The 13,463-nt window shown below is 67.7% G+C and carries 12 protein-coding genes; 8 read left to right on the top strand and 4 right to left on the bottom strand.

The window, feature by feature from the left end; all coding sequences use genetic code 11:
* Positions 1-7: 7 nt before the first annotated feature.
* Together menC and AB0J62_RS37065 are read left to right on the top strand one after the other, a co-directional pair.
* Entirely contained in the window at positions 8-1,138 is a 1,131-nt protein-coding gene (gene menC, locus AB0J62_RS37070) for an o-succinylbenzoate synthase (RefSeq protein ID WP_363881639.1), read from the top strand.
* 22 nt (positions 1,139-1,160) lie between these two features.
* Positions 1,161-2,717: a D-aminoacylase gene (locus AB0J62_RS37065; protein ID WP_363881637.1), complete on the top strand. Its 1,557-nt coding sequence runs from the start codon at positions 1,161-1,163 to the stop codon at positions 2,715-2,717.
* Here AB0J62_RS37065 and AB0J62_RS37060 read toward each other — a convergent pair.
* Positions 2,710-2,958 (bottom strand): hypothetical protein, encoded by a 249-nt coding sequence (locus tag AB0J62_RS37060; RefSeq protein WP_363881635.1) that lies wholly within the window; start codon positions 2,956-2,958, stop codon positions 2,710-2,712. The genes AB0J62_RS37065 and AB0J62_RS37060 overlap by 8 nt on opposite strands.
* A gap of 15 nt (positions 2,959-2,973) precedes the next feature.
* Here AB0J62_RS37060 and dapF point away from each other — a divergent pair, with 15 nt between their 5' ends.
* Both dapF and hflX read left to right on the top strand, forming a co-directional pair.
* Positions 2,974-3,816 (top strand): diaminopimelate epimerase, encoded by an 843-nt coding sequence (dapF, locus tag AB0J62_RS37055; protein ID WP_363881633.1) that lies wholly within the window; start codon positions 2,974-2,976, stop codon positions 3,814-3,816.
* Between the two features lie 84 nt (positions 3,817-3,900).
* Complete coding sequence (gene hflX / locus AB0J62_RS37050) at positions 3,901-5,382, top strand: GTPase HflX (RefSeq protein WP_363881631.1); 1,482 nt, start codon at positions 3,901-3,903, stop codon at positions 5,380-5,382.
* A 49-nt stretch (positions 5,383-5,431) separates the two neighbouring features.
* Here the strand turns inward: hflX and AB0J62_RS37045 are convergent, their stop codons facing one another.
* Complete coding sequence (locus AB0J62_RS37045) at positions 5,432-7,807, bottom strand: immune inhibitor A domain-containing protein (RefSeq protein ID WP_363881629.1); 2,376 nt, start codon at positions 7,805-7,807, stop codon at positions 5,432-5,434.
* Between the two features lie 204 nt (positions 7,808-8,011).
* Between AB0J62_RS37045 and AB0J62_RS37040 the strand changes: the two genes are divergently transcribed.
* The gene (locus AB0J62_RS37040) at positions 8,012-9,127 is read left to right on the top strand and encodes a DUF5931 domain-containing protein (RefSeq protein ID WP_363881626.1); all 1,116 of its coding nucleotides are present in this window, start codon (positions 8,012-8,014) and stop codon (positions 9,125-9,127) included.
* Positions 9,124-9,756 carry a response regulator transcription factor gene (locus AB0J62_RS37035; protein WP_363881624.1) on the top strand — a complete coding sequence of 211 codons (633 nt, stop codon included), beginning with the start codon at positions 9,124-9,126 and terminating at the stop codon, positions 9,754-9,756. Before AB0J62_RS37040 ends, AB0J62_RS37035 begins: the two co-directional genes overlap by 4 nt.
* 738 nt (positions 9,757-10,494) lie before the next feature.
* Here the strand turns inward: AB0J62_RS37035 and AB0J62_RS37030 are convergent.
* Positions 10,495-11,145 (bottom strand): helix-turn-helix domain-containing protein, encoded by a 651-nt coding sequence (locus AB0J62_RS37030; RefSeq protein WP_363881622.1) that lies wholly within the window; start codon positions 11,143-11,145, stop codon positions 10,495-10,497.
* A gap of 82 nt (positions 11,146-11,227) precedes the next feature.
* On the opposite strand from AB0J62_RS37030, the gene AB0J62_RS37025 reads away from it, so the two are divergent.
* Entirely contained in the window at positions 11,228-11,689 is a 462-nt protein-coding gene (locus AB0J62_RS37025) for an SRPBCC family protein (RefSeq protein WP_363881620.1), read from the top strand.
* 229 nt (positions 11,690-11,918) lie between these two features.
* Here AB0J62_RS37025 and AB0J62_RS37020 read toward each other — a convergent pair whose 3' ends face one another.
* A complete protein-coding gene (locus AB0J62_RS37020; protein WP_363881618.1) occupies positions 11,919-12,638 on the bottom strand; it encodes a hypothetical protein in 720 nt (239 codons plus the stop codon).
* Between the two features lie 208 nt (positions 12,639-12,846).
* Here AB0J62_RS37020 and AB0J62_RS37015 point away from each other — a divergent pair, with 208 nt between their 5' ends.
* Entirely contained in the window at positions 12,847-13,431 is a 585-nt protein-coding gene (locus AB0J62_RS37015; protein ID WP_363881616.1) for a dihydrofolate reductase family protein, read from the top strand.
* Positions 13,432-13,463: the final 32 nt, after the last annotated feature.

The raw sequence follows: 13,463 nt of genomic DNA, 5'->3' as shown, positions 1-13,463 counted from the left end.
ACCTGAGATGTCACCTGAATTGAAGATCGTGGCGGCACGGTTGCACCGGGTGCGGATGCCGTTGGTGCACGAGTTCCAGACCAGCTCACACCGTAAGGCGTTCCTCGACCACATCCTGGTCGAGCTGGAGGACGCGTCCGGCGCGATCGGCTGGGGCGAGATCGCGTCGTCCTCCGACCCGTACTACGCCCCGGAGACCGTCGAGTCCTGCTGGCACATCGCCTCGCGCTACCTTGTGCCTGCCATCCTCGGCCGCCCGTGGACGCACCCTGACGAGCTGGCCGCGGTCTGGTCGAAGGTCCGGGGCAACAACTTCGCGAAGGCCGGCGTGGACACCGCGGCCTGGGTGCTGTTCGCCGAGGCCCGGTCAATGCCTTTGGCAACAGCTCTGGGCGGCACCCGGACCGAGGTGGTCGCGGGGGTATCGCTGGGAATCGAGCCGACGATCGACGACCTGCTCACCCAGGTCGCCGCCCAGTTGGCCGCCGGTTATCCCAGGGTCAAGCTGAAGATCGCCCCCGGCTGGGACGTCGAGCCGGTGCGGGCGGTGCGTACGGCGTACCCCGACCTCGATCTGCATGTGGATGCCAACGGCATCTATACCGCGGACGATCTCAAGCTCTTGCAAGCGCTGGACGGGTTCGGCCTGACGATGATCGAGCAGCCGTTCGCACCTCGCGACCTGCTGACCCATGCGCGGCTGCAGCGCACGATCGAGACGCCGGTCTGCCTCGACGAGAGCATCGAGACGGTCGACGACCTGCGGACGGCGCTCCAGCTAGAAGCGTTGCAGGTCCTCAACATCAAGGTGTCGCGGATGGGCGGGCTGACCCCAGCGCGTGAAGCGCACGACCGGGCGCAGGCCGCCGGCATCCCGGTCTGGTGCGGCGGCATGCACGAGTTCGGCATCGGCCGGCTCGCGAACGTCGCACTCTCCAGTCTCGCTGGATTCACCCTCCCATCGGATGTGTCCGCCTCGGAGAAGTACTACGCCCGGGACGTCGTCGAACCCGCCGTCGTCGCGGTCGACGGCGTCGTACAGGTGCCTGGCGGAACCGGTCTCGGCCACGCCGTGGACCGTGCGCTGATCGAGGCGAACACCGTCGCCGAGCTCGCCCTCGAGCCAGAACAGGACTGACCCAGTGCGGATGACAGGGCGGATGACGGGGCCCATCACGGGGCGGGTCGTGGTGACCGGCGGCCTGGTTGCCGACGGCACCGGCGCGGAGCCCGTGCCCGGCACCGTGCTGATCGACGGCGAGCGCATCACCGCGGTGCTGCCACCCGGTGCGACGCCGTCCGGGGCAGAGGTCATCGATGCCACAGGCAACATTGTTGCACCGGGATTCATCGATCTTCACTCACATGCGGATTTCAGTCTGCGTACAAGTCCGGCCGCCGAGTCCCAGCTCGCGCAGGGGGTGACGACGCTGGTCGCGGGCAATTGCGGCTGGTCGCCGTTCCCGATCACCGACCTCGAAACCCTGCGCGCGGGTACGGCGTTCCTCGGGCCGGAGCACGACTGGTCGTGGAACGATCTCGCCGGCTTCGGTGCAACGTTGGAGTCCGCGGTGAACCTGGCTCTTCAGGTCGGTCACTGCACGCTGCGGATCGCGGTGATGGGGAACGCGCGGCGGGCACCCTCGCCGGACGAGCTCCGGCAGATGCAGGAGCTGCTCCGGGCCGCTGCGGACCAGGGTGCGGTCGGTTTCTCCACCGGGCTGATCTACGCGCCGGGTGCGTACGCGTCGCCGGAGGAGGTGGCCGCGCTCGTCGCCACCGCCGCCGAATGCGGCCTGCTCTACTCGACCCACATCCGCAACGAGGGCGCCGGCCTGCTCGCTGCACTGGACGAGGCGATCTCAGCCGCCCGCGCCGGCGGCGCTCGCCTCGAGGTCTCGCATTTGAAGGCCGTCGGCAAGGCGAACCACGGTCTGGTCGCCACGGCGCTCGAACGCCTCGAACAGGCCGATGATCTCGATGTCGGCTGGGACGCCTACCCGTACACCGCGACCAGCACCACGCTCACCACCCGCCTGCCCACCTGGGCCTTGGCCGACGGTGCCCTCCTCGACCGCTTGGCGGATCCAGCCGAACGCAAGCGGATCGCCGAAGCTCTTCGCTCCGACAGCGTCCTGTCGCCGGACTCGGTCGTCATCGCCTCGCTGCCACCCGGGCCCTACGAGGACAGCCGCGGCCTGAGCCTCACCGAGATCGCCCGGCGCGACGAGGTAGACGCCGCCGAGATCGTCCTCCGCATCCTCGAGAACCACCAGGCCGCCGTCAGCGTCGTCAACCACGCAATGAGCGAGGACGACGTCATCACCGTCCTGGAGCATCCCCGCACTGCAATCGCCAGCGACGGCTGGATCATGGACGCCACCGGCCCCGGCCACCCCCACCCGCGCAACTTCGGCACCTTCCCCCGAGTCCTGGGCCACTACAGCCGCGACCTCCGCATCATGTCCCTCGCGGAGGCCATCCGCCGGATGACCTCCCTCCCCGCTTCCCGCCTGGGCCTGGCCAACCGCGGCACGATCACCCCTGGCGCCATAGCCGACCTCGTAGTCCTCAACCCGGCCACGATCGCCGACAAGTCGACGTACGCCGCTCCCTGGCAACTTTCGGTCGGCGTAGAACACGTCCTGGTGGGAGGGCAACCGGTCCTGATCAACGCTGAACCCACCGGCCGGCGGCCCGGCCGCGTGCTTACTTGAAGCGTTTGGGTTCCTGGGGGAGCGGTGCGGGGACCCCACCTGTCTCAGGCGTCTCCGTCTCGAGCCATCCGTCATGCTCGGCCACCACCCGCTCGACGTCCTCACCGGCCGTCAGCACGACGACCCACGGGTGATCTTCGTCGTCGTCCTCCCCGTGAAAGCGCCCACGCCGTACCTCACCGCCGAGTAGCTCGGCGACGGCCTCGGCGTCCTCCTGCTCCCAGAAGTAGGCGAGTTGCACCGTACGATCTCCTTCATGAGCACGTTTCCCTGGTTGAAGGGTCATGGTACGGAGAACGACTTCGTGATCCTCCCCGATCCCGATGGATCGCTCCACGGTGAGTTGGACACCGGTTTGGTGCGGTTCCTCTGCGACCGCCACGCGGGTCTTGGCGCCGACGGCGTGCTGCGGGTGATCCAGGGCGACAAGCAGTCGTACGTCGAGGACGGTGGCGACTGGTTCATGGACTACCGGAATGCGGACGGTTCGATCGCGGAGATGTGCGGGAACGGCGTCCGCGTCTTCGTGAAGTACCTCGCGGACGCCGGGCTGATCGACGACAAGCCCGTCCGCGTCGGCACCCGCGCCGGTATCAAGGAGGTCTCCCAGAACGACGACGGCACCCTCACCGTCGACATGGGCGAGCCGACGCTGCCCGGTCCGGCCGGAATCGTGGTCGAGTCCAACGGTCACCAGTGGCCCGCGGTCCACGTCGACATGGGCAATCCGCACGCGGTCGCGTTCGTCGACAACCTGAGCGAGCCGGGGAATCTGTGCGACCAGCCGACCTGGTCGCCCACAAGCGCTTTCCCTCACGGCGTCAACGTCGAGTTCGTCGTACGCCGGGGTTCGCACGACGTACAGATGCGGGTCCACGAGCGTGGGTCGGGGGAGACCCGGTCCTGCGGCACCGGCACCTGCGCGGTGACCGTGGCGGCGGCGCGACAGGCGCGTGACGAGCTGCCGGTGACGTACCGCGTCGGCGTACCAGGCGGTGAAGTGAGCGTCACGTGGCGTACGGACAACCACCTGGAGCTCACGGGACCTGCGGTTTTGCATGCTCGCGGGGAGTTCGACCGGGCCTGGCTACCTGCCTAGACCGGGAATCCCGATGCCGCGTGGGGCGTTGACGTGGTTAAACGGGTCGCCTGTACTGGAGGCCCGTGCCACCATGGAAGGTATATGACGACCCATTCACATGCATACGACGAGACCACCGACGTCGAACTTGACCTGACTCAGGGCGAGGACTCCGGCGATTCGTTGACGGGTCACGATGAGTATGACCACGAGCTGAGCACCGAGGGCCTCGACCTGGAGGAGCGCCAAGCGCTTCGCCGCGTGGTCGGGATGTCCACCGAGCTGACCGACATCAGCGAGGTCGAGTACCGCAAGCTGCTGCTCGAGCGGGTGCTGCTGGTCGGCGTCTGGACCGAGGGCAGCGCCGAGGACGCGGAGAACTCGCTGGCCGAGCTGAAGCTGCTCGCCGAGACCGCCGGTTCCGAGGTGCTCGACGGCGTGATCCAGCGGCGGAAGAAGCCGGATCCCGCGACGTTCATCGGCTCCGGCAAGGTGTCCGACCTGCGCAGCCTGGTCGCGTCGCTCGGCGCGGACACGGTGATCGCCGACGGTGAGCTGGCTCCCGCGCAGCTGCGCAACCTGGAGGACAAGCTCAAGGTCAAGGTCGTCGACCGGACCGCGCTGATCCTGGACATCTTCGCGCAGCACGCGAAGAGCAAGGAAGGCAAGGCCCAGGTCGAGCTGGCGCAGCTGCAGTACATGAAGCAGCGCCTGCGTGGTTGGGGTGGCAACCTGTCCCGCCAGGCCGGTGGACGCGTCGGTGCGGCCGGTGGCGGTATCGGTGGTCGTGGTCCCGGTGAGACCAAGATCGAGACCGACCGGCGCCGGATCAACACCAAGATCGCCAAGCTGCGCCGCGAGCTGAAGAGCCTCAAGGGCAAGCGTTCGACCCTGCGCCAGGAGCGTCGCCGCAACCTGGTCCCGTCGGTCGCGATCGCCGGGTACACCAACGCCGGCAAGTCCTCGCTGCTGAACAAGATCACCGGCGCGGGCGTGCTGGTCGAGGACGCGCTGTTCGCGACGCTGGATCCGACCACTCGTCGTACGACGGCCTCGGACGGGCGCGTGTACACGCTGACCGACACGGTCGGGTTCGTCCGGCACCTGCCGCACGACATCGTCGAGGCATTCCGCTCGACGCTGGAGGAGGTCGCGGACGCGGACCTGCTGCTGCACGTCGTCGACGGTTCGCACCCTGACCCGCTGGCGCAGATCCAGGCCGTGCGCGAAGTACTGGCCGAGATCAACGCGATCGACGTGCCGGAGATCATCGTCATCAACAAGGCCGACCTGGCCGACCCGATGGCGCTGGCGCCGATCCTGCACCGTGAGCCGCACGCCATCGTGGTGTCGGCCCGCACCGGTGAGGGCATCGACAAGCTCCGCGAGCTGATCGAAGGCGGGCTGCCGCAGCCGCACGTGGCGCTCGACGTCCTGCTGCCGTACGACCGCGGTGACCTGGTCTCCCGGATCCACTCCGAGGGCTCGGTCGAGCAGCTCGAGCACACCGCTGACGGCACGAGGGTCACGGCCCGGGTCCACCCGGCGCTGGCCGGTGACCTGACGCCGTACCAGACGGCCTGAGACAAAGAAACAGCCCCCGAGGTCAGTGACATCGGGGGCTGTTCTTTGCTCACTTACGCTTCGAGACCTGGACCCTCATCGAGGTGCCGGTCTTGGAAACGACCTTGATGTTGACCCCATTGTTCGGGACCTTGACGCTGCTCGTTGGCTGGTCCGCGGTCCAGTACGACTTGCTGTCGTTGAACACCGGAACGGCGTTCTGGCCACGGATGTAGCTCGCCTGTCCGTTGACGTGCAGGCTGAACGAGTCGGCCTTCTCCAGGCTGAACGGAGCGTCGTACGCCGCGACCCGCGGGCGCCAGAGCTGCCCGTCGAGACGGTTGATCGGCGTCGGGTGCGAGTCGATCGGCAGGATCAGACCCTCACCGGGGTGCTCGTTGGTGTTGTTGTCCTCTTGCGAGGTGTCCCAGTACCAGATCAGCAGACCGTCCTGGTACGGGAAGTGCTCGACCTTGTCGGGCAGCGTGCTCGCCCAGCCGAAGTTGTACGGGCCGGTCTGCAGGTTCTTGTCGTAGTCGACGTAGTTGATGTTCGACGCCAGGTAGTAGTTGTCGTGCTGGGTGGTGAACGACGAACCTACCGCCGCGAAACCGTTCAGCGTCCAGCCGTCCGGCGACGTCTCGGCACCGGAGGTCACCACCGTGGTGGAGCCCGACGTCACCTTGATGTCGTCGGCGAAGAACCCGATCCCGCCCGCCGCCGGGTCGGTGGCGTAGCGGAACTGCAACGTGATCGTCTTGCCGGCGTACGCCGACAGGTCGAAGGTCGCCGGCACCCAGCCGTTGCTCTTGCCGTCGATCCCGTTGCCTTCGGCATCCTTCGTGATACTGCCCTTGATCGTCTTGAACCCGCTGCCGTCGTTGACGTCGACGTACGCGTAGTCACACGGGTCCGGACCGCAGTCCTCGATGTCCCAGTTGGCCTGGAACGTGAGGCTCGCGGGCTGACCGGCCGGGAGCGTGACCTGACGGCTCATCGTGTGCGTGAAGTTGTTGCCCTCACCGCTCCACCAGTCCTTGGTGCCGACGGGCGGCTGGACGAGTTGGTGCTCGACCTGCTTCTTCGGCAGCGTCACCACCAACCCCTGGGCCTTCTTCGAGTTGTACTCGTGCGGGCCGAGGTCGACGGTCCGGTTCTGGCCGGCGTTCACGATCTCGTAGTCCAGCCAGCCGAGCTGCAGCTTGTCCCACGCGTTGAAGTCGGCCGCCTGCTCGCCGATGCCGCCGTCGCTGGGCTTACTGACGCGGCTCTGGGACATGATCGTCCACCAGTTCACGCCGTTCTCGACCGCTGCGCCGGACGTGTCGTACTCGTCCGGCAGACCGAGGTCGTGGCCGTACTCGTGCGCGAAGACGCTGATGCCGCCGTTCTCCGGCTGGATCGTGTAGTCACCGACGTACATGCCGGTGTCGCCGATCTGCGCGCCGCCGCCCGGGTTGTTCGCCGGGCCGCCCGGGAAGCCGGCGAACCAGCGGTGCGACCAGATCGCGTCCTCGCCCTGCCACGGGTCGCCGTCGGCCTGGTCGCCGCCGGCGTGCACGATCTGGAAGTGGTCGATGTAGCCGTCCGGCTCGTTGAAGTTGCCGTCACCGTCGTAGTCGTAGCGGTCCCACTGGTCGAACGACTTCAGGTCCGCGGTGATCTGCGCCTTGGTCCGGCCCTTGGCCTCCTGGTCGGTGACCCACTGGTTGACCGCGTCCTGGATCAGGTTCCAGGTGTTGTTGCAGACGTTCCCGCCGCACGGGTAGCCGTTCGAGCGGCCGTACCGCGCCTCGTTGTACTTGACCTTGACCCAGTCGGTGACCTCGCCGGACACCGAGTACCGGCCGGACGACTGCTTCTCGTAGTACTTCTTGACCGAGTTGCCGTTGCCGAAGTACAGGTCCTGGAAGTGCTGCTGGGTGTAGTCGGGCTGCCAGACGGTCGAGTTGTCGACCGAGCGGTCCGGCGCCGGGATCTGGTTGTGCAGCGGGCCGTCGAAGCGCGCCGGGCCCGGGACCGACGGCGCCGTGTCCTTGTCCGGGTAGTTCGGGTGGCGCTCGTTGCCGAACTCCGCGAGGACGACGAAGATCCGGTCGGTCTTCTCCCGGCTGAGCTCGACGTACTGGTCGACCTTGCCCTTGGCGTTCTTGGTGCCCTTGGCGCCGGCGGCCTTGGTACCGAGCTTGACGACCGTGCTGCCGTCGCGCTGCTCGGGCTTGGCCTGTCCGTTGATGACCTGGGTCAGGGCCTCCTGCCGCAGCTCGCGACGCTTGTCCTCCTGCGGGCTGGACAGCTCGTCCGGCGCGGGCGCGGCCTCACTGGCGATCGGCGCCGACCCTTGCTTGGGCGGTGTGGCGGCGTTGGTTGCCGAGGCGGCGGCCAAGCCGAGCCCGGTCGTCGCCGCCAGAGCCAGGCTGAACAGCCCGGCGGGTAGCTTGCGCACGATTCCCCTCCGTGTCTTGGTGACGCAGTGTGATCAAAGCTCCCCCGAGCGTGTTTTGCGCGAGAGTACGGGGATAATCCGCTCAGCTGAAGGAGAAACTGAGGAAAACCTGTGAAGGTGCGGGGAAACCTGCACCCTGAGTACCTGTGTCTTGAGTAGTAGGGCTCACGCGCCGCGGTCGCGGTCCTTGGCAGACTGTGGCGCGTGGAACGCGAGACCGTCGACCTGCTGCAGCCGCTGTGGCGTGCGCTGGTGGTGTTCCGCATCATCACCTGGGGTTTCGCCTGCTTCGGCGTGTGGACCCGGTGGGACGGCATCGTCCGGCCGACCGGTGCGGTTCTCCAGCTGGCGGTGATGGGAATCTGGACGCTGATCTCGTCGATCGGCTACAGCCGGCGCTGGGGCCGCCGCAACACCCGGCTCGCATTCGCCGACCTGATCGTCACGGTCGGCTGCATGTACGCGACCCTGTGGGCGCAGCCGCTGATCGACATCCGCGGAGGAGCCTCCGTGCTGACCTCGGTCTGGGCGGCCGGGCCCGTCCTCGCGCTGGCAATCTCGCGCGGCCGCGACGGTGGGCTGCTGGGCGCGGCGACGATCAGCCTGGCGCTGCTGTCGCTGCGCGGCGTCGACAACGCGTCGAAGATCCTCAGCAACGTCCAACTGCTCCTGGTGGCCGGTCTGGTCGTCGGGTACGCCGCCTCGACTATGCGCCGCGCCGGTGCCCGGCTCCGGTCGGCGATCGCTGCAGAGAGCGCGACCGCCGAGCGGCTGCGGCTCAGTCGCTCGATCCATGACGGCGTACTGCAGGTGCTGGCGCAGGTCCAGCGCCGCGGTATGGCGATCGGCGGCGACGCGCTCGAACTTGCCCAACTGGCCGCCGAGCAGGAAGTTGCCCTCCGCACCCTGATGTCGACGCGGCCGGCCGTCGCGGACGGCGATCGCGTCGATCTGTGCGGCCTGTTGTTGCCGCTGGCCACGACGCGGGTGGATGTCGTCGTACCGGCCGCGCAAGTACTGTTGCCCGCAGCCACGGCTGGGGAGCTGGTTGCCGCGGTCAAGGAAGCGCTGAGCAACGTGTCCAAGCACGCCGGTCCGGACGCCCGCTCCTGGGTGGTCGTCGAGGAACTGGGGGACGGGGTCGTGGTGTCGATCCGCGACGACGGAATCGGCACGACACCCGCCCGGCTCGAACAGGCCCACGCCGACGGCCACCTCGGCGTCAGCCAGTCGATCCGCGGCCGCATCACCGACCTGGGCGGCACCGTCACCGTCCGCACCGCCCCCGGCGAAGGAACCGAATGGGAGCTGAAGGTATGACACGCGTCATGATCGTGGACGACCATCCCATGTGGCGCGAGGGCGTCGCACGGGACCTGGGAAGCCGCGGGTACGACGTCTGCGCGACCGCCTCGGACGTCGCGAGTGCGGTGAAGATCGCGCTGGCGACCCGCCCGGACGTGGTGGTGATGGATCTGCAGCTGGGCTCCGGCTCAGGCGTGGACGCGACGCGCGAGATCACCACGGCCCTGCCTGACACGCGCGTGTTGGTGCTGTCGGCCAGCGCCGAGCAGGACGACGTACTCGCGGCCGTGAAGAACGGGGCGTCCGGGTATCTGGTGAAGTCCGCGTCCCTGGACGAGTTCGACGAGGCAGTACGCCGTACCGCCGAAGGCGACGCGATCTTCAGCGCCGGGCTGGCCGGGCTCTTGCTGGGCGAATACCGCCGCCTGGGCGCCACCGGCCCCGAGGTCCCTCAACTCACCGACCGCGAAACCGAAGTCCTGCGCCTGGTAGCCCGAGGCCTCACCGCCAAACAAATCGCCACCCGCCTGGTCCTCTCCCACCGCACCGTCGAGAACCACGTCCAAAACACCCTCCGCAAACTCCAACTCCACAACCGAGCCGAACTAGTCCGCTACGCAATAGAACACGGCCTGGACACCTAACCCCCGCGCGACCAACGCGCCGATGGGGAACCGCGGTCAATCCCACGCGCCCTACGCAGCCGCTCCCTTCCTCACTACGCTCCTCAGCGCACCTGCTCCGCGCGCTCCCACCCGCCCCCGGCTGATCGCCGTACATCCCTTTCGGCTACCGCCGCGACTTTCCGGCTACCGCCGCGACTTTCCGGCTACCGCCGCGACTTTCCAGCTGTCGCCGCGACTTTCCAGCTGTCGCCGCGACTTTCCAGCTGTCGCCGGGACTTTCCGGCTGTCGCCGGTGTTGCGGGCTGCCGCCCGCGCTCGACGGCGCTGGGGCGGCGTGCTGCATGAGCCAACTGTCGGGCTGGGGGTGGTTGGTCCCTACGCGTGCTGCGCAGCCGCTTTCTTCGTCACTACGTTCCTCAGCGCGCCTGCTCCGCGCGCTCCCACCCACCCCCGGCTCATCGCCGTACATCCTTCCGGCTACCGCCGGGACCTTCCGGCTGTCGCCGGTGTTGCGGGCTGCCGCCCGCGCTCGACGGCGCTGGGGCGGCGTGCTGCATGAGCCAACTGTCGGGCTGGGGGGTGGTTGGTCCCTACGCGTGCTGCGCAGCCGCTTTCTTCGTCACTACGTTCCTCAGCGCGCCTGCTCCGCCCGCTCCCACCCACCCACGGCTCATCGCCGTGCGCCCGACGACCAGGCGGCCGACGGATCGGGAGAGGATCAACAAGTCGCGTGACGCGCCGATTCAGTCTTGCCTACTACTTCGACTGCTGCGGAGCGAGGAGCAATTCGGGCAGCACCGACGAGAGGTACTCGATGCACTCCTCGTGTGGCCAGCCGCGGTCACGGAAGGCCTGGTAGCCCTCGTCGCCCCCGAGCACGAGGAGTATGTCGGTGCCGCTGTCGAGGCTGACGCCCTCTCGCAATCGGCCCTTGGTGGCGAGGTCCTCAATGACTTGGCGGTAGGCCTGATGGCGCATCCGCTCGTGCTTCGCCTGCACCCGCTGCGCTTCGGGATCGACGGTCGCCGCAGCACGCACGATCGCCTTGAGCGGCGCAGCCCTGGCGAGCACGTCCGCGACCCCACGCATGAAGATGTGAAGGGAGGCGACGGGGTCGGGCTCGGCCTCCATAGCCTGGTACCACGGTGCGTCCTGAGGCGCGATGGGGTCTTCTGTCCCCAGCACCGCAGCGTCGATGACATTGCTGAGTAGCTCGGCCTTCGTGTGGAACACGAAGTAGACGGTCTGCTCGGCGAAGCCGGCCCGCCTCGCGATTGCAGCCATGGTGGCGCCCTGGTAGCCCGCCGCGCGGAACTCCTCGTCGGCGGCTCGCACGATCTTCTCGCGGGTCCGCCGTGCGCGTTCGCGTCGAGATGTCGTCGAGCCGCCCTTGACCTCGTCCTTCACGGCACATACCTTACGAGTTATTCACTAGTGGAAGTCACTAGTGAACAACTATAGCGAATGTCGTAGTCATGGGCGGCGAGCGATGATCAACATTGAAGAAAGCACCATCATCAACAGACCCGCGCCCGACGTCTTCGCATTCGTCGGCGACCAGACCAACGCCCCACGCTGGCAGCGCGGGCTCGCATCTGTTCGGAGACTCGGCGTCGGCCCAATCGAGGTGGGGACGAAACACGAATTCGTGCGCACGATGATGGGACGCCGGATGTCGGGGGAAAACGAGTACACCCACTTCGAGCCGGACCGGTACGTCGCCTTCACCGCGACATCGGGAGGATGGCCACTCGAGGCCTCATACGAAGTTGAGCCGGCCGGAGAGCATGCCACGCGGCTCGTCTCGCGCATTGCACTGCAGCCATCAGGAGCGTTCCGAGTCCTCCAGCCCTTGTTCGCAGCCGCCATGAGACGGGATGTGCGAGCCAACCTCGGCACCCTCAAGGCACTCCTCGAGGCCAACGACGGGCGCCAGTCCCCGTCGGCATAGCCGGACCAGGCCAAACCGCGCGACAAACCTCCTCCCACCGGAGACTTGGGTCGCAAGCTCATTGGAACTACCCGCGATTCTGGGTCGCGAGGCATGGCGGATTGACGGTGCGCTGTAGATGGGCCCGCTACTCACTCCAGGGCGCCGATGAGAAGGCCCCTACGCGGTGTGTCCTGCCTCTCGTCGCGCCGTCTACAAAGAACCGAGGCGACCAGCAGATCGTGGATCGTCAGTTGTCAGTGGCGGTTGGTGGTGTGCTGGCCGCCTCGGGCGCAGGTCCAGCCTGCGTCGGGATGATCGGCGTCGGTGCAGCATTTCGCGCGGCGCGCAGTACGCCTACGACTGCGCCGATTAGCCACAGTCCGAACGCAACGGATGCGATCCCCCCGCTCCAGAAGCCGGACAGGCACAGTAGGACGACCGCGTACGACGCCCAGGTCGCCCATGTCGGCAGCACGCCCGCCTGACGGGTGATGCGTGTTGTGACGGCTACGATCACGCCGCAGCCGATTAGGCCGGTGAGGGCGAGGATCTGGCCGGCCATGCCGAGGGCGCGGACGGTGTTCGGGTCGGGGGTGAACTCGGCGGACCAGGCCGCGAACGCACTCCCGAGGTCGAGTGAGACACCGGTGATCATCAGCCCGCCGAACATTGCCGCGGCCGGCACGATCACATGCGTGAGCGGGTCGCCGCCGGACAGCCGGTCCAGCACCCGTCGCAGACCGGCGGCGAACCAGAGCAGCAGCGCGACCCCCGCAGCGAGCACGGGCGGCGCGAAGCCGGCGGCGGTCTGGCGGCCGTTGTCGTTGAGCCTCTCGAGGATGTCCGAGTCCGACATGCTTGGGTCGTCGACTCCGACCAGGTAGCCCAGCGCCACCGCAGCAACGAGCAGTACGAGCGAAGCAGCACCCGCCCACCCCGCACGCCGAAGTGCCCGTGACTCGTCCATCCCGCCCTCCCCGGTGGAGTACCGGGCGCAACCACCACGACCCACCCCGCGTCACGAAGTACCCCAGTCCGAGTGTGCACCCGTCTCCGACCGCCAACAAAGAGCCCATCAAGACCAGATGGGCGCAGTGTCGGATCGGAGGAGATGTGTTCGTGGAAGGTGTGAGAGGCCGCCGACAACGGCGCCCACTGAACTCGAGGAGAGCACCATGAGCGCCACCTTCACCTTCGACATCTTCTCCAGCTTCGACGGCTACGGTTCCCCGACCGGCACGTACGGCGGCTACTGGGGCAAACAGGGCCCGGAGTTCCTCGAACACCGCTTCGCCCAGTACGGCGAGGAGCAGCGTCTGGTGCTCGGCGCCGGCACCTATCGGCTGATGGCAGCCATGCTGGCCTCGAGCCCCGCGGGAGCCGAAGTGCACGACGCATGGGTCACCCGGATGCGGAACCTGCCGACGACGGTGGTCTCGAACACACTGCAAGGACCGCTCGACTGGCCGGATGCGACTGTTCTGAACGGCGACCCGCTGGAGGCGATAGCGCGACTCAAGGAGGAGTCCGACCTGCCGCTGCGCTCACACGGCAGCCTGACGCTGAACCGGGCGCTGCTCGCAGCCGGTCTGGTCGACCGCGTCCAGGTGACGATCTTCCCGGTGATCAACAGCCGCGGCCAAAGTGCGGAGGACCGGATCTTCGACGGCACCGGCGACTTCGACCTCGAACTGATCGAGAGCAACACCCTCGACGGTCACACACAAGAGCTGATCTACCGCCCCACCCCACACGAATAGGAGGCGGGTGGCATCCCACGTCCGAAAGGGGA

Source organism: Kribbella sp. NPDC049584 (assembly GCF_040675555.1).
GTDB lineage: Bacteria > Actinomycetota > Actinomycetes > Propionibacteriales > Kribbellaceae > Kribbella.
The sequence above is the reverse complement of the archived record's forward strand: the minus strand, read 5'-3'. Positions and strand labels throughout refer to the sequence as shown.

Excerpts from the sequence above, each read along its gene's own strand:
- AB0J62_RS37035 (WP_363881624.1), top strand. The coding sequence starts at position 9,124 with ATGACACGCGTCATGATCGTGGACGACCATCCCATGTGGCGCGAGGGC.
- AB0J62_RS37065 (WP_363881637.1), top strand. The coding sequence starts at position 1,161 with ATGACGGGGCCCATCACGGGGCGGGTCGTGGTGACCGGCGGCCTGGTT.
- dapF (WP_363881633.1), top strand. The coding sequence starts at position 2,974 with ATGAGCACGTTTCCCTGGTTGAAGGGTCATGGTACGGAGAACGACTTC.
- hflX (WP_363881631.1), top strand. The coding sequence starts at position 3,901 with ATGACGACCCATTCACATGCATACGACGAGACCACCGACGTCGAACTT.
- AB0J62_RS37015 (WP_363881616.1), top strand. The coding sequence starts at position 12,847 with ATGAGCGCCACCTTCACCTTCGACATCTTCTCCAGCTTCGACGGCTAC.
- menC (WP_363881639.1), top strand. The coding sequence starts at position 8 with ATGTCACCTGAATTGAAGATCGTGGCGGCACGGTTGCACCGGGTGCGG.
- AB0J62_RS37025 (WP_363881620.1), top strand. The coding sequence starts at position 11,228 with ATGATCAACATTGAAGAAAGCACCATCATCAACAGACCCGCGCCCGAC.
- AB0J62_RS37020 (WP_363881618.1), bottom strand. The coding sequence starts at position 12,638 with ATGGACGAGTCACGGGCACTTCGGCGTGCGGGGTGGGCGGGTGCTGCT.